Below are 19455 nucleotides of genomic sequence, written 5' to 3'. Positions count from 1 at the left end.
GCCGGGTGGCGTACACGGAGGTACTCAGGCGGACGGCGGCGGTGCCGGGTACTTCCGGGCGTTGACCAGCATCTTGCTTCTTGCCGCTTCCACCAGGTCGATGCCGAGCTTGTCGGCAAGCTGGAGCAGGTAGAGGAAGACGTCGGCAATCTCCGTGCCGATCTCGGCGCGCTTGTCGGCCGGCAGCGAGCGGCTCTGCGCTTCGGTGAGCCACTGGAAATGTTCGAGCAGCTCGGCGGCTTCGACCGAGAGCGCCGACGCGAGGTTCTTGGGGGAGTGGAACTGCTCCCAGTTGCGGGCCTGGGCGAAGTCGCGCAAGGCTTGGGTGATTGAGGTCAGATCGGATTCCATGGCACACCAGTCGTCGGGCGGCGAGTGTGGCACGCTCCAGGGAAGAAGCCCAATCCGGGCATGCACATACCCGGATTGGGCAAGGCGTCACAACCGGGGCGCCGAGGGCCGGGTGCCTCGCCAGTGGAACATCGCGACGAGAAGAGCCGACACCATCAGGTACACCAGCGCCACCCCGAACGCGCCCGAATACGCAGCGGTGTCCGTCGCATTCTCCAGCCTCCCATAGAACAGGATCCCGATCAACGCCACCCCCAGCGCATTGCTCGCCTGCTGCACCATCGACAGCACGCCCGAGGCCACGCCCGCATGCTGCGGCGGCAGGCCGGCCAGCACGGTGGACACCAGCGGCGCCATCACCATGCCGAGGCCTGCGCCCTGCACCAGCAGCAGCGGGACCATCCAGGCGACCACATGCGAGTGGCCCGCCCATCCCGCCACGTTGACGAACTGCAGCGCATGCCCCGCCGCCAGCACGAGGGCGCCGAGCGCGATGGGCGGCTTGCCGCCGAAACGCCGTGCGAGGCGCGCACCGGCCATCGACGTCGCGAAGAAACCGACCGCCAGCGAAGTGAAGACCATGCCCGACGCCAACGGGCCCAGCGCCAGGCCCTGCTGCAGGTACAGCGCCAGCACGAAGTACAGCGAGGCGTTGCCCACGTAGAAGGCCAGCGTGGTGAGCAGGCCCGTGACAAAGCGGCCGTTGGCCAGCAGCGCCGGCGCCACCAGCGGCGCACCGCCGCGCAGGGCGAGCCGGCGCTGCTGAAAAGCGAATGCGGCCAGCAAGGGCAGCGCGGCCGCAAGGCACAGCCAGCTCCACAGCGGCCAGCCTTGCTCGCGCCCTTCCACCAGCGGCAGCACCACGGCCACCGATCCCGCGGCCGCCAGCAGCATGCCGGCGAGGTCGAGCCTGCTGTTGCCGCTGTTCGCCAGCGGCGGAATGACGCGCGGCGCGAGCACCCATGCCAGCAGCCCGATGGGCACGTTGATGAGGAAACAGCTGCGCCAGCCGAGCCCCGCCGGATCGGCGTGGATCAGCAGGCCGCCGACCAGTTGCCCGAGCGTGGCACCGAGCCCCAGCGTGAGCCCGTAGGCCGCGAAGGCGCGCGCCCGGCCTTCGCCGATGTAGGCCAGCCCGATCATCGCCAGCACCTGCGGCTGCAGCAGCGCCCCGGCCAGGCCCTGCAGCACGCGCGCGGCCACCAGCATCTCGGCATTCGGCGCGAAGCCGCAGGCCGCGGAGGCCAGCGTGAACAGCAGCAGGCCCAGCATGAACATGCGGCGCCTGCCGAACAGGTCGCCGAGCCGGCCGCCGGTGATCAGTCCCGCCGCGGTGGCCAGTCCGTAGCCCGCCACCACCAGCTGCAGGGTGCCGGCGCTCGCCAGCAGTTCGCGCTGCATCGACGGCAGCGCGACGTTGACGATGAAGAAATCCAGCACCACCAGGAAAGTGCCGCTGAGCATGACCCACAAGCCGAGCCGGCCGGGCCCGGTCGCGCCTGCGCTCTGCTGGCCGCCCGATGGAGAAAGCGATGCTGCCGAGGCAGCGATGTTCGACTGAGTCATGGTGGTAACCAGTGTTGGGAGAAAGGGGCGCGACGACAATGACCTGCGAGGTCATGGCCGATGCGCCGGCCGCTCAGACGGAAGGCGTCGGCAGGATGAATTGGTAATCGACGGCAATGCGGCCGTCCCCGGCCAGCACCAGGAACTGCAGCCCCAGCGCGGCCACCGGGCCGCCCGCGGCCGGGACCATGTGCCAATGGAACATCACCGCGTCGTGCAGGAACTGGGCATCGCCCGCGCAGACGAAGCGAAAGCCCGCATCGCGCACGTTCTTCTCGTGCGAGCCGGTGACCCGCCGATGCAGCGCCTCGTAGCCTTTGGCCTGCAGCGTGCGCACGTAGTGCTCGCCCTCGGGCACCCAGAGGCCGGCGATCGCGGTGCGGCGCGCGGTGGCATCGGGCTCGTTCCAGGCTGCGACGTAGCGCTCGGCGAGTTCGGCGGATTCATTGCGTTCATTCATGGTCTGCTCCGGTGTGCTGCAAGAGTGAAGCCGCAGTTTCGGCCTCGACTGCTGGACAGTGAATGCCCGAAAATCCACCCTTCTTGTCCATTCGTCCAACACCACAGGAGCCGCCCATGGACCCGCTCGACGATGTCTTTGCCGCGATGCGCGTGCGCAGCGCCTTGTATGCCCGCCTCGAGGCCCGCGCACCCTGGGGCCTGAGCCTGGCCGGCGGCGAGAGCGCGCGCTTCGGGCTCGTGGTGCGCGGCGGCTGCCTGCTCGAGGTCGAGGGCGTGGCGCAGCAGGTGGCGCTGGCGGCGGGCGACTGCTATGTGCTGGCGCACGGCACGCCCTACGTGCTGCGCGACCATCCGAACACGCCCACGGTGAGCTGCACCTCCGTCGTGCGCGACCGCATCGGCGGACTGGTGGAACTGGGCGGCACGGGCACCGCGGCCTCGGTGATCTGCGGCTGGTTTCACTTCGACCAGCGCGCCGCGCAGCCGCTGCTGGCGCTGTTGCCAGTGCTGCTGCACGTGAAGATGGAGCAGGCACGCGCCCTGGCGCTGCAGGGCACGCTGCAGCTGCTGGCCATGGAAACCGGCGAGCCGGGTCTCGGCTCCAGCCTGCTCGTGAGCCGGCTGGCCGACATCGTGTTCGTGCAGGCGGTGCGCGCGCACGTCGCGGCGAATGGCGAATCGCAGACCGGCTGGCTGGCCGCGCTGGCCGACGCGCGCATCGGCCCGGCCCTGCGCGCCATGCACAAGGACATCGCACACGGCTGGACGGTGGAGGCGCTGGCCGGTGCCGCGAGCCTGTCGCGCTCCGCCTTCGCGCAGCGCTTTCGCGAGCGTGTGGGGCAGTCGCCGCTGGAGTACCTCACGCAATGGCGCATGTTCAAGGCCGGCAACATGCTCGGCCAGGGCGATGCCGCGGTGGGCGCGATCGCAAGCGCGGTGGGCTACGAATCGGAGGCCGCATTCAGCAAGGCCTTCAAGCGCGAGAAGGGCATTGCGCCCGGTGCGTGGCGGGCGGCCGCGCGCGAAGGCGCCACGGCATAGCGCCTCCTCTCTTCAGGCCTTCGCTACGGCACTGCGGCCTTGAACTGCGCCGCCGCGAACGCCCAGGCCATGCGCGTGGCATCGGGCCCCTCGGGGTCGCTGAACAGCAGCTTCGGCGCGCCGCCGCTCCACGAATGGCCCAGCCCCGCGATCTCGCACAGCGTGACGAGCGCGCGGCCCTTGCGCCTGAAGTCGGTCACGCGCATTGCGCGGCGCTTGCCGCGCTGCATGTCGCGCGGCAGTCCGGGCCGCGCGCCCACGGCCGTGGCCCACACCGCGGCGCTGCTGACGGCATTGCTCGGCGCGACCACCGCGTCGGCATCGCCGTGCAACACCAGCATCGGCGGCAAGGTGGTGAAGACGGCCGCAGCGCCCATCGCCTTGCCGACCGCCGTGGCAGGCATCGGCGGCACATTCTGTCCACGCATGGCGCCGAGGGCGGTGGCCGACGACTTCGCTGCGCCGGGCGCCACACCCGAGTGCATGACGACGGCGCGGAAGCGGTTCGGATAGCGCGTCGCAAGCAGGGCCGCCATGCTCGCGCCGGCCGAGAGACCGGCAAGCGCCACGCGGTCGCGGTCCACGGGATACAGCATGCAGGCCTGGTCGATGGCGGCCATCAGCGTCGCGGCTTCGGCGTCGGCCTTGCCGGAGCGGCGCTCGTACCAGTTCCAGCAGCCCTGCGGGTGGGCGATCCGGTCCTGCTCGGGATAGAGCACCAGGAAGCGCTGGCGCACGGCCAGCGCGTTCATGCGCGTGCTCGCGGCAAAGTCGCGCCCGGTCTGGCCACAGCCGTGCAGCATGACCATGAGCGGCAGTTTCTCGCCGGGCTGCAGTTGCAGGTCGGCCGGACGGAACAGGTGATAGCCGCGCGCGCCGCCCGGCCCCATCGCCATGCCGCTGAGCCAGTCGCCACGGCCTGGCGGCGGCTTGAGCCGCTTGGCGGTGGCGCGCTGCACCTGCCCCGCCACGCGCTTGCTGTTGCTCAACGTGAGCTTGGTGAGTGCCTTGAGGTTGCGCTCGTAGGCGCGGGCGAAGACGGAAGCGGTGGAACGACGGGCCATGGCGCGCAGTGTGAAGGCAAAGCGCCGGGCGGCCAAACGGCGGCCCCCCGCCATCCGGCGCCTCAGTAGATCTCCGGCACGATCATGTTGGCCGGCACGGGCTGGCGCAGGTAGTCCGCATGGCGTACGCGCTCCGGCAGCTCCACCGGCGGATGCGGCACCTCGTTGTAGGGCAGCTGGCCCAGCAGGTGGCTGATGCAGTTCAGCCGCGCCTTCTTCTTGTCGACCGCCTGCACCACCCACCACGGCGCCTCGGGGATGTGGGTGCGCTCCAGCATGATTTCCTTCGCCTTGGTGTATTCCTCCCAGCGGCGGCGGCTCTCGAGGTCCATCGGGCTCAGCTTCCATTGCTTGAGCGGATCGTGGATGCGGCCGAGAAAGCGCATGTGCTGCTCGTCGTCGGTGATGGAGAACCAGTACTTGATGAGCTTGATGCCCGAGCGCACCAGCATCTTCTCGAACTCGGGCACGGTGCGGAAGAACTCCTCGTACTCGTCGTCCGTGCAGAAGCCCATCACGCGCTCGACGCCGGCGCGGTTGTACCAACTGCGGTCGAACAGCACCATCTCGCCCGCGGCGGGCAGGTGCGCGGCGTAGCGCTGGAAGTACCACTGCGTGCGTTCGCGGTCGTTGGGCGCGGGCAATGCGGCGACACGGGCCACGCGCGGATTCAGGCGCTGCGTGATGCGCTTGATGACGCCGCCCTTGCCCGCCGCATCGCGGCCTTCGAACAGGATGACGACCTTCTGCTTGCTGTGCTGCACCCAGTCCTGCAGCTTGACCAGTTCGCCCTGCAGGCGGAACAGCTCCTTGAAGTAGGCCTGGCGGGCAGCCTTGTCGGCGGACACGGTGGCTGACGGATCGAGGCCGTCGATGTTGCGGTCCTCGATCTCCAGTTCGAGCTCTTCGTCGTAGCTGTCGATCAGGTCGCGGGCGATGCGTTGCATCAGGTCTTCGTGGTCGGGAAGTGCGCTCGTCAGCATGGTGGGCAAGAAGAAGTGAAAGGGTCGAAAAAAGCATGCTGCTCGCCCCATATGACGGCTGCGTGACGGCCCGAAGCCGATTGACACGCCGTTGTCACACGGCGCGAACACCATCCGAAGCCATTCCAACACCCCAGAATCGCCCATGAACACGCTCGCAGCCCTGCATGCCGAGTTGCCGTCCGCGTCCTCGGCGCACCGGCCCAGGCTCGACGCCAAGCCCGGCCCGCTCACGCTCATCACCTTCGTGGGCCTGCTGGCCGCCGGCCTGCTCTTCACGGCCTGGAGCCTGGTCGGCGACGTCGCGGCCTCGGGTGCGCCGGTCACCACCTGGGTGCCCTACATCCTGCTGGGCGTGGCCTTGCTGATTGCACTGGGCTTCGAGTTCGTCAACGGCTTCCACGACACGGCCAACGCGGTGGCCACGGTGATCTACACGCACTCGCTGCCGCCCAACTTCGCGGTGGTGTGGTCGGGCTTCTTCAACTTCCTGGGCGTGCTGGTGTCCAGCGGCGCAGTGGCCTTCGGCATCATCGCGCTGCTGCCGGTGGAACTGATCCTGCAGGTGGGTTCGGGCGCGGGCTTCGCGATGGTGTTCGCGCTGCTGATCGCCGCCATCATCTGGAACCTGGGCACATGGTGGCTCGGGCTGCCGGCTTCTTCCTCGCACACGCTGATCGGCTCGATCATCGGCGTGGGCGTGGCCAATGCGCTGATGCATGGCCGCGACGGCACCAGCGGTGTCGACTGGGCGCAGGCCACCAAGGTGGGCTATTCGCTGCTGCTGTCGCCGATGGTCGGCTTCGGCTGCGCCGCCCTGCTTCTGCTGGCGCTGCGCGCCTTCGTGAAGAACCGCGCACTGTATGAAGAGCCCAAGGGCAGCGAGCCGCCGCCGTGGTGGATCCGCGGCCTGCTGATCCTGACCTGCACGGGCGTGTCGTTCGCGCACGGCTCCAATGACGGCCAGAAGGGCATGGGACTGATCATGCTGATCCTCGTGGGCACGGTGCCGATGGCCTATGCGCTGAACCGCGCGATGCCCGCCAACGAGACCGTGAAGTTCGTGGCCGTGGCCGAGATGGCGCAGAACGCGCTGAACCGCAGCGTGTCCGGTTCTCAGCCCGCGCAGCAGGCGGCGCCGCAACCCGCCGCTGCGCGCGAGACGCTTTCCACTTACGTGCGCACGCGCGAGTTCGGCCCCGCGGTGGTGCCCGCGCTGGCCGCGACCGCGGGCAGCATCGGCGAGCAGGTGCGCAGGCACGGCTCGCTGGCCGCGGTGCCGTCAGAGGCCGTCGCCAACGTGCGCAACGACATGTACCTGGCCTCCGAAGCCATCCGCCACCTCGACAAGAGCGGCGCCGCCAGGTTCGACGGCGAGACGAAGCTGCGCGTGGGCGCGTTCCGCCAGGAGCTGGACGATGCGACGCGCTTCATCCCGCTGTGGGTCAAGGTTGCGGTCGCCATCGCATTGGGGCTGGGCACGATGATCGGCTGGAAGCGCATCGTCGTCACGGTGGGCGAGAAGATCGGCAAGACGCACCTGAGCTACGCGCAAGGCGCCTCGGCCGAAGTGGTGGCGATGATCACCATCGGTGCGGCCGACATGTACGGGCTGCCGGTGTCGACCACGCACGTGCTGTCCTCCGGCGTGGCCGGCACCATGACGGCAAGCGGCTCGGGCCTGCAGATGTCCACGCTGCGCAACCTCGCGCTGGCCTGGGTGCTGACGCTGCCGGTGGCGATGCTGCTGTCGGGGTCGCTCTACTGGCTGTTCACCCGCATCTTCTGACCACGCATCTTGTCGGCACTCCATGACCTCGCCGCCCAGTCCTATGGCGGCGACGAAGCCGGGCTGATCTCCGGTTACCTCTTCGACGCCTCGGCAGCGGAGCCCGCGCGGGCCATCGACTCGGCGCAAGCCGCCGCATGGCTGGCCGAAGAGCGCGACCGTGAATGCACCGAGGAAAACCCCGCGTACGTCTGGCTCCATTTCAACCTGAGCCACGCGCATGCGGAGCGCTGGCTGTTGCGGCACGCGAACCTCTCCGACACTTTCTACGAGACGCTGCACGAAGGCCTGCCCTCCACGCGCATCGAGCGCGACGACGATTCGCTGATCGCCGTCATCAACGACGTGCATTTCGAGTTCAGCTTCGAGCCCTCGGACATCTCCACGCTGTGGATCAGCGTGGGCCCGCGCCTCGTGGTCACGGCGCGCACCAAGCCGCTGCGCTCGGTCGACACGCTGCGCACGGCCGTGAAGGCGGGCGACGCGCCGCGCTCGAGCACCGAGCTGCTCGAGCACCTGCTGCGTGCGCAGGCCGATGTGCTGGTGAAGATCGTGCGCGGCGTCACCTCGCGCATCGACCGCATCGAGGACGAGTTGCTCGCCGGCCGCCTCGACCACAAGCGCGCGCGGCTCGGCGTGCTGCGCCGGCTGCTGGTGCGGCTGCAGCGGCTGCTGGCGCCGGAGCCGGCCGCGCTGTTCCGCCTGCTGCAGGGGCCTCCGGGCTGGATGTCCGAGCCCGACGCGCAGGCGCTGCGCGGCTCGACCGAGGAGTTCTCGGTAGTGCTGCGCGACATGCAGGCGCTGCAGGAGCGCATCAAGCTGCTGCAGGAAGAGATCGCCGCCAACGTCAACGAGGACAACAACCGCAGCCTGTTCGTGCTGACGGTGGTCACGGTGCTGGCGCTGCCGATCAACATACTGGCGGGCCTGTTCGGCATGAACGTGGGCGGCATTCCGCTGGCGGACCACAAGCACGGCTTCTGGATCGTGGTGGCGATCGTCGCGAGCTTCACCGCGGTGGCGGCCTGGGCGGCTTTCCGCAAGAAGCGCTGAGCCCCATGCCACGGCGCAGTAATGCTATTTATTTAGTAGCGTCTCGCGCAGCATCCATGCGCCCGCATCGATGTTCCAGACCCCCTAGAATGGCGGGGTGTCCTCCATCCTCAATGCCGATCTTCACTGCCACTCCGTGGTCTCCGACGGCACGCTGACGCCCGAAGAACTGGCCGCGCGCGCAGCCGCCAACGGGGTCGAACTCTGGGCCCTCACCGACCACGACGAGGTCGGCGGCCAGCATCGCGCCGCCGCCGCGGCCCGTGCCAACGGCATGCGCTACCTCACCGGCACCGAGATCTCCGTGACCTTCGCGGGCGAAACGGTGCACATCGTCGGCCTGGGCTTCGATGCCGACGACGCGGCCATGTTGCAAGGCCTCTACGACACGCGCGGGGGCCGCGGCAAGCGCGCACAGGAAATGTCCGAGGGGCTGGCCAAGGTCGGCATCCACGGCGCGTACGAAGGTGCGCTCAAGTTCGTCGGCAACCCCGAACTCATTTCGCGCACGCACTTCGCGCGCTTCCTCGTCGAGAAGGGCCACTGCCGCGACACGCCCGAGGTGTTCCGCAAGTTCCTCACCGAAGGCAAGCCCGGCTACGTGCCGCACCGCTGGGCCACGCTGAAGGACGCGGTGCAATGGATCACCGGCGCCAAGGGCATGGCCGTGATCGCGCACCCGGGCCGCTACAAGTTCACGGCCAACGAGGAGTACGCGCTGTTCCTCGAATTCAAGGCGCACGGTGGCAAGGCGATCGAGGTCGTCACCGGCAGCCACACGCCGGCCGAGTTCGTCGAGTACGCCGACAAGGCGCTCGAATTCGATTTCGCCGCCTCGCGCGGCAGCGATTTCCACAGCCCCGACGAGAGCCACTGCGACCTCGGCAAGCTGCCGCCGTTGCCCGGTGCGCTCACTCCTGTGTGGGAACTGCTCGGCGATCGCATCCAGCAGTGAGGCAGAGTTCCGGGCCCGGTATCGACAACGCGGCTACCGTTGCGCTGGCGAATGCGCGCGTGGCGCAGCAGCGCAGCCGCAGCAAGGAATCGGAACGCATCCTCGCGGGCATCGGCATGGTGCTGGTCGCGAGTGCCTGCTTCGCCACGCTCGACACCGCCACCAAGTTCTCGACCATCGGCGTGCCCATCTTGATGGCCGTCTGGTTTCGCTATGCCTTCCAGGCCGCGGCAACCACGGCGGTGCTGCTCCCGCTGCACGGCACGGCGCTGCTGCGCACGCGGCACCCGCGCTACCAGTTGCTGCGCGGCGCATTGCTGCTGGTGTCGAGCACGCTGGCCTTCCTGAGCCTGCGCTACATGCCGCTGGCCGAGTTCACTTCGATCGTGCTGATCGCGCCGCTGGTGATCACGCTGTTGGCGGCCACCGTGCTCAAGGAGCAGGTCTCGCCGCTGCGCTGGATGCTGGTGGCGGGCGGCTTCATCGGCACGCTCGTCATCCTGCGCCCGGGCGGCGAGGCCTTTGGCTGGGCGGTCCTGCTGCCCATCGGGCTGGTGCTGACCAACGCGTGGTTCCAGGTGCTCACGAGCAAACTGGCGCAGACCGAGAACCCGCTCACCATGCACTTCTACACGGGCTGGGTCGGCACGCTGCTCGCGTCGTTCGCGCTGCCTTTCGTATGGGCCGCCCTGCCTTCCTGGCAATGGTGGGCGCTGCTGTGCCTGATGGGCTTCATGGGCACGGTGGGCCACTTCATCCTGATCCTGGCTTACCAGCGCGCGCCGGCGTCCACGCTCACGCCGTACCTCTATGCCCAGATCGCCTTTGCCATGCTGGGCGGCTGGCTCGTTTTTTCACAGATGCCCGACCGCTATTCGCTCATCGGCATGGCGCTGATCGCGGTCTGCGGCGCGGCCGGTGCGTGGCTCACGGTGCGCGAGCGCCGCGTGCCCATCGAACCCGCCGAATCCTGATCAGGAGATCTTTCCCTCATGGCCCAGTACTTCGAAGTCCACCCCGAGAACCCGCAGCAGCGGCTGCTGAAGCAGGCCGCCACGCTGCTGGCACGCGGCGAGATCGTGGCCGTGCCCACCGACTCCAGCTACGCGCTGGCCTGCCACCTCGACGACAAGGACGCGGTCGACCAGCTGCGCCGCATCCGCCAGGTCGACGAGAAGCACCACCTCACGCTGCTGTGCCGCGACCTGAGCGAGCTGGCCAACTACGCACGCGTCGACAACAAGCAGTACCGCCTGCTGAAGGCGGCCACGCCCGGCCCCTACACCTTCCTGCTCGAAGCGACCAAGGAAGTGCCGCGCCGCGTGAGCCATCCGCAGCGCAAGACCATCGGCCTGCGCGTGCCCGACCACAAGGTGCTGCTGGAGCTGCTGTCGCTGCACGGCGCGCCGCTGCTGGCCACCACGCTGATCGCTCCCGGCGAGACCGATGCGCTGAACGACGCGCAGACCATCCGCGAGCGCTTCGAGAAGCAGATCGCCGCGGTCATCGATGCCGGCGCCTGCTCTTCGCAGCCGACCACCGTGGTCGACCTCACGCCCATGGGCACGGGCGACGACCCGGTCGTGGTGCGTCAGGGACGCGGTGCATTGGCCGTGCTCGGCCTCTGAAATCGGGCTGATAACCACTCCCATCTGACACAATCGCCCAGTGGATTCCAACCTGATACAGACCATCCTGATCTACGCGCTGCCGGTGATCTTCGCGATCACAGTGCACGAGGCGGCACACGGGTATGTGGCACGCCATTTCGGCGACAACACGGCCGAGGTCATGGGACGGGTCACCCTCAACCCGATGAAGCACATCGATCCCATCGGGACCATCCTGATGCCGTTGATGCTGTACTTCGCGACCTCGGGCGCCTTCCTGTTCGGCTATGCCAAGCCGGTGCCGGTCAACTTCGGGCGGCTGCACCATCCGAAGCGCGACATGATCTGGGTGGCGCTGGCCGGGCCGATGTCGAACTTCATTCAGGCCTTGCTTTGGACGCTGGTTTGGGCGTCGCTCAAGCTTCTCGATATCGATGAGGAATTCTTTCGCGAGATGGCGGAAGCCGGCATCCGGGTCAATCTCGTCATGTGCGCCTTGAACCTGTTCCCGCTACCGCCGCTCGATGGTGGGCGCGTGCTCGCCGGCTTGCTGCCAAATGGGCCCGCACAGAATTTCCTGGCCCGCATTGAACCTTTTGGCTTCTTTATTGTGATGGGATTGATCATTGCAAGAATCCTGGACACCTTCTGGATGCGGCCATTGATGACCCTTGGCTACGACTTCATCAATCTCCTTCTTTCTCCGCTGCGTTAAGTTCTTCGTCAAATGGCCTCGTCTTCCAAAGCTTCCTTGCGCGTCCTGACCGGCATCACGCCCTCGGGCACGCCGCACCTCGGCAACTACGTCGGCTCGATCCGCCACTCGGTGCGGCAAAGCGTCGCGCCCGGCGTGCAGAGCTTCTTCTTCCTGGCCGACTACCACGCGCTCATCAAGGTACAGGAGCCGGCGCTGATCCAGCGCTCCACCCTCGAGATTGCCGCCAGCTGGCTGGCCTGCGGGCTCGACCCCGAGCGCGTCACCTTCTACCGCCAGTCGGACATCGTCGAGATCCCCGAGCTGACCTGGTTCCTCACCTGCGTGACCGGCAAGGGCGTGCTCAACCGCGCGCATGCCTACAAGGCGCAGCTCGACAAGAACGTGGCCAAGGGCGAGGACCCCGACGCCGACGTGACGGCCGGCCTCTTCATGTACCCGGTGCTCATGGGCGCCGACATCCTGATGTTCAACGCCCACAAGGTGCCCGTGGGCCGCGACCAGGTGCAGCACATCGAGATGGCGCGCGACATGGCGCAGCGCTTCAACCACCAGTACGGCGAGCACTTCACGCTGCCCGAAGCCGAGATCGACGACGCCGTCGCCACCCTGCCCGGCCTCGACGGCCGCAAGATGAGCAAGAGCTACGGCAACACGATCCCGCTGTTCGCACCGCGTGCACAGCTGCAAAAGCAGATTGCCGGCATCGTGACCGACTCGCGCGCGCCCGGCGAGCCCAAGGACACCGAAGGCTCGGCACTGTTCCAGATCTACCAGGCCTTCGCCAGCGCCGAGGAAACCGAGACGCTGCGCAAGGCGTACGCCGGCGGCATCGGCTGGGGCGACGCCAAGCAGTTGCTGTTCGAGCGCATCGACCAGGAAGTGGCGCCGCTGCGCGCACGCTACGACGCGCTCATGAACGACCCGGCCCAAATCGAGCGCATCCTGCTCTCCGGCGCCGCGAAGGCGCAGGCCCTGTCGAAGCCCTTCATGGCCAGCCTGCGCCATGCGGTCGGCCTGCGCAATCTCGCGGCCGGCAAGGACGCCGGGCAAGCCCGGGCGGCCAAGGTCGCGAAGCCCAGTTTCAAGCAGTACCGCGAGAAGGCGGACGGGCTGTTCTATTTCAAGCTGTTGGATGCGCGCGGCGAAACCCTGCTGCAGAGCCGTGGATTCGCATCGCCGCAGGAAGCGGGCCGTACCATCGCGCTCTTGCAGACGCAGCGCGGCGAAGCGCTGGCCGCGCTGGCCGGCCAGCTGGAACCCATCGGAACAGAAGAAACACGCGCCGTCACCGAGGCGCTTGAGGCATTGGCGGAGGCAACACCCACGACCAGCGGGAGTTGATCCGGCAAACCCATCGGCTTACCTGCCGGTGAGCAGGACGAGAGAAGACGGTGCGATCACAAAGGAAGAAAACATGAGCATTTATGTCATCGACGACCACCCCCTGATGCGCGACGCGATCGTGATGGTCTTGCGGCGCTTGCGCCCGGCCGAGAACATCGTCGAGCTCGAGCGCCTCGACAAGCTCGCGGGCTCTGTGCAGCAGCGTGGCGCGCCGACCCTCTTCTGCCTGGACCTGAAGCTCCCGGACACCAATGGCGTGTCGGGCGTGATCGCGGTCAAGCAGGTCTATCCGAACGTGCCGATCGCCGTGTATTCGGCAGCGCCGTCCGCGGACATGGAGGACGCCTGCATCGAGGCCGGCGCCGACACCTACATCGAGAAGTCGGCCAGCTCCAACGAGCTGGCCGCGGCGTTGCGCGGCCTGCTGATGGCAGGCTCGGAAGACGAAGCCGACGAGATGCCGGCCGCCAACAGCGGCAAGCTCTCGAAGCGGCAGACGCAGCTGATCGCCATGCTCGACAAGGGCATGAGCAACCGCGACATCGCCACCGACCTGGAGATCAGCGAGCACACGGTGAAGGTGCACCTGTGGCGCCTGTTCCGCAGGCTGGGCGTGAAGAGCCGTACGCAGGCGCTGCACTACGCGCGCACGAACGGTTTGCTATCTGGTTAACCCCCCTCGGGGTTTCTGGAAATGAAAAACCGCGCATCAGCGCGGTTTTTTTATGGGCGGCGCAAGAGCACCGGAGGACGATTGCTCAACCACCCGACGCACTCACCCGCGCCTGCGCCACCGCCTCGTCGGCGTCGTGCAGCGCCACCCGGAACACGCTGCCGCGGCCCAGGCGCGAACGCACGCTGACAGGGTGGCCCAGCACGTGCGACAGCCGCGCAACGATGGCCAGCCCGAGGCCGAAGCCGTCGGAGGTGCCGGCATGGTCCGCCACCTTGTAGAACTCAAGGAACACGTCGCGCAGATGCTCGGGCGCGATGCCGATGCCGGTGTCCCACACCTCCACGCGCAGGCCGTCGCGCGTCTGCCGCGCGGCCAGCAGCACGCCGCCTTCCGTCGTGTACTTGATCGCGTTGGCCAGCAGGTTGCCGATCATGCGGCGCACGCGGATCGGGTCGGTCAGGAACGAGCCCTCGCATGCGTGCACGCGGAAGTCCAGTCCGCGGCTCTCGGCTACCGGGCGGTATTGCAGTTCGAGGTCGTGCAGCAGCTCGGACATGTCGACCCGCTCGACGTGCAGGCGCACCTGGCCCGAATCGATGCGCGCCAGGTCGAACATCGAGTCGAACAGTGCATTCACTGCGTGCGTGGCGCGCACGATCTTGGGCGCGAGCTCCAGCACCAGTTCAGGCTCGTTGCGCAGCCAATCTGCGTACAACGAAAGTGCCAGCACCGGCTGGCGCATGTCGTGCGCAGCGCTGGCCAGGAAGCGGTTCTTCATGGCCACGGCCGATACCGCCGCCTGCCGCTGCTGGGTCAGCGACTTGATCAGGATATGGTTATGGAACAGCAGCTCCAGGCTGTTGCGCGCCGTCTCGTGAATGTGCCGCCCCGCCCGCAGCAGCAGGAACCAGTGCAGCACCGGCAGCACCGGCATCAGGTAGCCGAACTGGAACTGCGGATGCTGCAGGGTGATCGAGGCCAGGCGCAGCAACACCGCACCCAGCATCGTGATGAACAGCGTGTTGACGTAGCGCTTGAGCAGCGGCGGATGCAGCGCCAGCCCGTTGAGCGGAAAGGTGCCCACGCCGGCCACGATGAGCCAGCTCATGAACTGGTTGACTTGCGGCGTGCGCTCGAAGAACAGCAGCACCGAGAGGCCCCACACCACCGCGCTGGTGCTCCAGACGAAGCCATAGCGTTCCGTGAACTGCTGCTGTGCCGCCGCACTGCGCCCGGCATAGCGCACCGCGTAGACCTGTGCGCCCCAGGCGCGGCAAGCGGTGGCGAGCAAGCCTGCCACCAGCCAGGTCAGCAGTTCCCAGCGGGGCACGTAGGCCCAGCTCAGGCCGACCATTGCCGGCATCAGCGCACCCGAAACGAAATACGAGCCCTTCGCAGAGCGCATGAGGCTGCGAATGAGTTCGCCGCGCACCCATGATTCGGCTTCGTCGGCCGAAGCCGGGGCGGGGGTCATGCTGGCGATCGACGCATTGGCCATAAGACCGGGGATCTTAACGGGCCGCCCAACATCGTTTCACCAGGTAACCTTCGAAAACGGCGCCCGCCGATCCGGACCTTAAGCAGGAAGGATTCATGCCCTGCCGGCGGGCGGGGTGGGCACAGGCACCCCGGCTAACATGGCATCTGCTCGTGCAACCCGAACCCCATGCTGAACAACCTGACCCCCTTCCTCATCCACTGGGCCATCACCGCCCTCTCTCTGTGGGTGGCCAGCCACCTCTTTCGCGGGCTCAAGTTCGACAGCACCGGCGCGCTGGTGGTCTCGGCGCTGCTGCTGGGCCTGGCCAACGCGATCGTCAAGCCGCTGCTGATCGTGCTCACGCTGCCGCTGACGCTGGTGACCTTCGGGCTCTTCCTGCTGGTCATCAACGCGCTGATGATCCTGCTGGTGGCCGCGCTGGTGAAAGGCTTCCGGGTGTCGGGCTTCTGGACCGCGCTGTTCGCGAGCATCTTCATCTCGCTGCTGAGCATCTTCATCGGCTCGCTCGTCACGGGCAGCGACCCGGCCGAGAAGGTGCAGATGCCGCAGAGCGGCAACTGGCTCTGAGCGCCTCCACCTTCTGTCCCCGGACTTTCAGCCCTTCACCGCGCCCGCGGTCAACCCCGTGATGATCTGCCGCGCGGCCACGAAGGTAAAGATCAGCGGCGGGATGGCGATGAGGCTGCCCATGGCCATCACCTTGCCCCAATCCACGCCCATGTCGGTGACGAACAGCGACGCTGCCACCGGCAGCGTGCGCGTCTGCCGGTCGGTCAGCACCAGCGCGAGGATGAACTCGTTCCACGCGATGCGGAAGGTGAAGATCGACGCCGCCGCGAGCCCCGGCCCCATCAGCGGCAGCAGCACCTTGGTGAACACGCGCACCGGCCCACAGCCGTCGATGGCCGCTGCCTCTTCGAGTTCCACCGGCACCTGCAGCACGAAGCCATAGAGCAGCCAGATGGTGAACGGCAGGTTCACCGCCACGTACAGCAGGATCAGCCCCCAGAGGCTGTTCACCAGCTGCCACTGGCTCCAGATCATGAACACCGGAATCGCGAGCACCGCCAGCGGCACTGTGCGCAGCAGCAGCGTGGCATAGCCCACCGCCGTGCGCCCCGGAAAGCGAAAGCGCGCCAATCCATAGGCCGCCATGCAGCCGAACACCAGCGTGATGGCGGTCGCGATCACACCGACGAACAGGCTGTTGCCCAGGTAGCGGCCCAGGTTGTCCTCGGTGAGCACTGCGCGGTAGTTCTCCAGCGTGGGCATGAAGATGAAGTTCAGCGGCTGCGCGAAGATCTGCACCTGCTGGCGCAGGCTGGTCGCGAAGATCAGCGCAATGGGCGCCACGCACAGCAGGCCGAGCGCAGCCAGCATCGTGTAGTGCGCGACCACCAGGGAAAACGGCCGCTTCATGGCGACTCCTTCATCGGGTTGGACAGCCGCAGCGCGCCCCACGACAGCACCGCCACCACCGCCAGCAGCAGCACCGACACGGCCGCCGCCACGCCGAGCTGCTGCCCGACGAAGGCCGTCTTGTAGATGTGCAGCGACAGGATTTCGGTGCTGTCGCCGGGCCCGCCGAAGGTCAGCACGTAGATCACCTCCAGCACGCGGAAAGCGTCGATGAGCCGCATCATCAGCGTGATGGCGATCACGTTCATCACCATCGGCAGCTTGACCTTGAAGGTCATCTGCCACCAGCGCGCGCCGTCGATGCGCGAGGCCTCGATGACCGCGCCGTCGACGTTCGCCAGCGCCGCCGCCATCATGATGAAGACGAAGGGCGTCCACTGCCAGATGTCGGCGATCACGATGGCGATGAAGGCCAGCGTCGGGTCCGCCAGCCAACCCATGGGCGCCACGCCGAACAGGCCCAGCAACGCATTGAGCAAGCCGAACTGCGCATCGAAGATGTAGCGCCACGCCAGCCCCACGGCGATGGGTGCAATCATCATCGGCAGGATGAACAGCGTGCGGAAGAACGCCGTGCCGCGCACCGGGTGTTCGAGCGCGAGCGCCAGCGCAATGCCCAGCACCATCTCCGCGCTCACGCAGACGGCGGCGAACATCAGCGTGGTCCACAGCGACGACCACACGCGCGGGTTCGAGAAGGCCGCGAGGAAGTTGCCCATGCCCACCCAACGCGCCTCCGACCAGGGAGTGCCCAGGCTCCAGTCGAAGAAGCCCAGCTGGATCGCGGAGATCACGGGGTAGAGGCAGGCCGCCGCCATGACGAGCACGGCGGGGCCGACGTAGAAGGCTGGGAGCCAGCCGGGTCTGCGCATGACGAAGCGTCCGTTCAGCGTCAGGCCGCGTAGCCGGCTTCGCGCATGATCTTCGTCACCGCCGGAACCAGCTCATTGAGCGCGGTCTCGGCTGTCTTCTTGCCGATCAGCGCCTCGGAGATGCCCACGCCGAGCGCCTGCACGTTGATCTTGTCCCAGGCGGGGATGATCGGACGCCAGTCGGGATTGGAGTACTTGAGCGCCTCGCGGAACACGATGTACTCGGGGTATTGGCGCACAAGGTCGGCATCGGCCATGGTTGAGTGGCGGATCGGCACGCCGCCCACGCGCGCGACCGCCTTGTCCTGCGCCTTCGCCGTGAGCCACTGCATCAGCAGGAAGCCGGCGTCGCCGTTCTTCGCGTTCTTCGGAATCGCGAGGCCCAGCCCGCCCGATTGCGACGCGCGCCGCGTGCCCGCCGGATGCAGCGCCCAGCTGACCTTGCCCGCGACGCGGCTCTTGGCCGGGTCGTTGACAAGGCCCGCAAGCAAGGTCGAGTCGAGGTACATCGAGGCCTGGCCCTGCAGGAACGCGGTGTTGCTCTCGCCCTGCCCGTAGCCGGAAATGCCTGCGGGACCGGTAGCGACCACCTCCTGCAGGAACTTGAGCGCGGCCACGCCGACGGGATCGTTGAAGCGCGGCTTCCACTTGTCATCGAAGATCGCGCCGCCCATCGGGTTCAGGTGCAGCAACCACGCATGCACGCACTGGTGGCCGGCCTGCCCGCGCGAGGCCAGCGCGCCAATGCCCTCCTTGTCCTTGATGAGGCGCAGCAGCCTGCCGAACTGCTCGTAATTTTCCGGCGGCTGGAGGTTGTGCTTGGCGAAGATGTCGCGCCGGTACGCGAGCACCGAGGTCTCGGCACCATAGGGCAGTCCATAGAGCTTGGCGCCCGGCCCCGGCAGGTAGCCCTTCGGCCCGCCGACGAGGCCGAGGTTCTCCAGGTAGACCGGGATGATGTCCTTGATATCGTAGGCCGGATCGGCCAGCGCCGCATTCGCCAGGTACGGATCGAGCGGACGGATGAGATTCTTCGCGACGTACTCGCCCTTCCACATCACGACGTAGCTCGCGAGGTCGTAGTCGCCCTGCGGCTTGGCCATTTCAAGCAGCTGTTTGTCCTTCAGTCGCGCCATCGCAAGCTTGTCGACCTCGACCTTGATGCCGGTCTCTCGCGTGAATTCCGGCAGGATCTTCGCCATCGCGTCGTAGTGCGGATGCGATGGCACGTTGAGGGTCACGGTCTGGCCCGAGTACTTCGCGTGGCGGTTCTGCGCGTTCGCGCCACTGAATGGCAGGCCCGCGCCGAACACCGTGATGGCCGCGCTCTTGATAACGTCTCTGCGTTGCATAAACCTCTCCTTGGAAAAAACGAAAGCTGTCAGGGGCGCAGCGACTGGCCGCTGGCCGTGTCGAACACATGCATGTCCTCGGTGCCGGCCGTGAGTCCGACCGTGGTGTGCAGCAGGCCGTGCGCGTCTCCCTGCACCGTGGCCGTGATGCGCGCGCCGCCCGCCGTCGCGAGGTGGCCGACCACCTGGCTCTCTGTGCCCAGGTACTCGACCACGTCGACCCGGAGGTTCAGCGGCGCGCGCTCGCTCGCGATGCGCAGCGCCTGCGGGCGAATGCCGACCGTCAGCGGCTGGCCTGGCGACGTGACGCGGTCGCGCAGCCACCCCGGCGCCGGCAACTCGAAGCCATTGCCGCGCAGCAGCCCGCCGCTGCCCTCGTGACCGATGAAGCGCACCGACAGCAGGTTCATGCCCGGCATGCCGATGAAGGCCGCAACGAACAGCGTGGCCGGCCGGTTGAACACCTCGCCGGGCGTGCCGACTTGCTGGATGCGGCCCTTGTCGAAGATCACGATGCGGTCCGCCAGCGTCATCGCCTCGATCTGGTCGTGCGTGACGTACACAGTGGTCTTGGCCAGCCGCTCGTGCAGCAGCGCAAGCTCGGCGCGCATGTGGCCGCGCAGCTTGGCGTCGAGGTTCGACAGCGGCTCGTCGAACAGGAACACCCGGGGCTCGCGCACGATCGCGCGGCCGATGGCC

The 19455-nt window shown here is 67.6% G+C and carries 20 protein-coding genes; 10 read left to right on the top strand and 10 right to left on the bottom strand.

The window, feature by feature from the left end; genetic code table 11:
* Positions 1-24: 24 nt before the first annotated feature.
* The 3 genes from PMI12_RS22960 to PMI12_RS22950 all read right to left on the bottom strand — a co-directional run bounded on the left by PMI12_RS22960 (position 25) and on the right by PMI12_RS22950 (position 2377).
* Positions 25-351 (bottom strand): nucleotide pyrophosphohydrolase, encoded by a 327-nt coding sequence (locus tag PMI12_RS22960; protein WP_007837225.1) that lies wholly within the window; start codon positions 349-351, stop codon positions 25-27.
* Positions 352-438: 87 nt separating this feature from the next.
* Positions 439-1917, bottom strand: a complete 1479-nt coding sequence (locus tag PMI12_RS22955) for an MFS transporter (protein ID WP_007837224.1) — start codon at positions 1915-1917, stop codon at positions 439-441.
* A gap of 73 nt (positions 1918-1990) precedes the next feature.
* Positions 1991-2377 (bottom strand): hypothetical protein, encoded by a 387-nt coding sequence (locus PMI12_RS22950; protein WP_007837222.1) that lies wholly within the window; start codon positions 2375-2377, stop codon positions 1991-1993.
* A 116-nt stretch (positions 2378-2493) separates the two neighbouring features.
* On the opposite strand from PMI12_RS22950, the gene PMI12_RS22945 reads away from it, so the two are divergent.
* On the top strand, positions 2494-3420 hold the full coding sequence (locus PMI12_RS22945) for an AraC family transcriptional regulator (protein ID WP_007837220.1): 927 nt from the start codon (positions 2494-2496) through the stop codon (positions 3418-3420).
* Positions 3421-3443: 23 nt separating this feature from the next.
* On the opposite strand, the gene PMI12_RS22940 is transcribed toward PMI12_RS22945, so the two are convergent.
* Both PMI12_RS22940 and ppk2 read right to left on the bottom strand, forming a co-directional pair.
* Positions 3444-4484, bottom strand: coding sequence for an extracellular catalytic domain type 1 short-chain-length polyhydroxyalkanoate depolymerase (locus tag PMI12_RS22940; protein ID WP_042674074.1), 1041 nt, complete (start codon positions 4482-4484; stop codon positions 3444-3446).
* Between the two features lie 62 nt (positions 4485-4546).
* Positions 4547-5467: a polyphosphate kinase 2 gene (gene ppk2 / locus PMI12_RS22935; protein ID WP_007837216.1), complete on the bottom strand. Its 921-nt coding sequence runs from the start codon at positions 5465-5467 to the stop codon at positions 4547-4549.
* A 145-nt stretch (positions 5468-5612) separates the two neighbouring features.
* Between ppk2 and PMI12_RS22930 the strand changes: the two genes are divergently transcribed.
* The 8 genes from PMI12_RS22930 (at position 5613) to PMI12_RS22895 (ending at position 13609) form a co-directional block, all read left to right on the top strand.
* Positions 5613-7256: an inorganic phosphate transporter gene (locus PMI12_RS22930; protein WP_007837214.1), complete on the top strand. Its 1644-nt coding sequence runs from the start codon at positions 5613-5615 to the stop codon at positions 7254-7256.
* A gap of 9 nt (positions 7257-7265) precedes the next feature.
* A complete protein-coding gene (locus PMI12_RS22925) occupies positions 7266-8309 on the top strand; it encodes a transporter (protein WP_007837212.1) in 1044 nt (347 codons plus the stop codon).
* Positions 8310-8406: 97 nt separating this feature from the next.
* A complete protein-coding gene (locus PMI12_RS22920) occupies positions 8407-9264 on the top strand; it encodes a 3',5'-nucleoside bisphosphate phosphatase (RefSeq protein WP_007837205.1) in 858 nt (285 codons plus the stop codon).
* A complete protein-coding gene (locus PMI12_RS22915; protein WP_007837203.1) occupies positions 9261-10238 on the top strand; it encodes a DMT family transporter in 978 nt (325 codons plus the stop codon). The genes PMI12_RS22920 and PMI12_RS22915 overlap by 4 nt, the downstream gene beginning before the upstream one ends.
* A gap of 18 nt (positions 10239-10256) precedes the next feature.
* Entirely contained in the window at positions 10257-10892 is a 636-nt protein-coding gene (locus PMI12_RS22910) for an L-threonylcarbamoyladenylate synthase (RefSeq protein ID WP_007837197.1), read from the top strand.
* A gap of 40 nt (positions 10893-10932) precedes the next feature.
* The gene (locus PMI12_RS22905) at positions 10933-11589 is read left to right on the top strand and encodes a site-2 protease family protein (RefSeq protein WP_007837195.1); all 657 of its coding nucleotides are present in this window, start codon (positions 10933-10935) and stop codon (positions 11587-11589) included.
* 12 nt (positions 11590-11601) lie between these two features.
* Positions 11602-12933, top strand: coding sequence for a tryptophan--tRNA ligase (locus tag PMI12_RS22900; protein ID WP_007837194.1), 1332 nt, complete (start codon positions 11602-11604; stop codon positions 12931-12933).
* A 73-nt stretch (positions 12934-13006) separates the two neighbouring features.
* A complete protein-coding gene (locus PMI12_RS22895; protein WP_007837193.1) occupies positions 13007-13609 on the top strand; it encodes a LuxR C-terminal-related transcriptional regulator in 603 nt (200 codons plus the stop codon).
* Positions 13610-13694: 85 nt separating this feature from the next.
* On the opposite strand, the gene shkS is transcribed toward PMI12_RS22895, so the two are convergent.
* The gene (shkS, locus tag PMI12_RS22890) at positions 13695-15110 is read right to left on the bottom strand and encodes a surface-behavior sensor histidine kinase ShkS (protein ID WP_007837192.1); all 1416 of its coding nucleotides are present in this window, start codon (positions 15108-15110) and stop codon (positions 13695-13697) included.
* A gap of 168 nt (positions 15111-15278) precedes the next feature.
* On the opposite strand from shkS, the gene PMI12_RS22885 reads away from it, so the two are divergent.
* Positions 15279-15680, top strand: coding sequence for a phage holin family protein (locus PMI12_RS22885; protein ID WP_007837191.1), 402 nt, complete (start codon positions 15279-15281; stop codon positions 15678-15680).
* A gap of 27 nt (positions 15681-15707) precedes the next feature.
* Here PMI12_RS22885 and PMI12_RS22880 read toward each other — a convergent pair whose 3' ends face one another.
* The 4 genes from PMI12_RS22880 to PMI12_RS22865 form a co-directional block, all read right to left on the bottom strand.
* On the bottom strand, positions 15708-16532 hold the full coding sequence (locus PMI12_RS22880; protein WP_007837190.1) for a carbohydrate ABC transporter permease: 825 nt from the start codon (positions 16530-16532) through the stop codon (positions 15708-15710).
* Positions 16529-17404 (bottom strand): carbohydrate ABC transporter permease, encoded by an 876-nt coding sequence (locus PMI12_RS22875; RefSeq protein WP_007837189.1) that lies wholly within the window; start codon positions 17402-17404, stop codon positions 16529-16531. The genes PMI12_RS22880 and PMI12_RS22875 overlap by 4 nt, the downstream gene beginning before the upstream one ends.
* Before the next feature lie 20 nt (positions 17405-17424).
* Complete coding sequence (locus PMI12_RS22870; RefSeq protein ID WP_007837188.1) at positions 17425-18756, bottom strand: extracellular solute-binding protein; 1332 nt, start codon at positions 18754-18756, stop codon at positions 17425-17427.
* A 29-nt stretch (positions 18757-18785) separates the two neighbouring features.
* Positions 18786-19455, bottom strand: a 670-nt coding sequence (locus PMI12_RS22865) for an ABC transporter ATP-binding protein (protein WP_007837187.1), incomplete at its 5' end; no start/stop codon positions are given.

This window comes from Variovorax sp. CF313, assembly GCF_000282635.1.
Taxonomy (GTDB): domain Bacteria; phylum Pseudomonadota; class Gammaproteobacteria; order Burkholderiales; family Burkholderiaceae_C; genus Variovorax.
The sequence above is the reverse complement of the archived record's forward strand: the minus strand, read 5'-3'. Positions and strand labels throughout refer to the sequence as shown.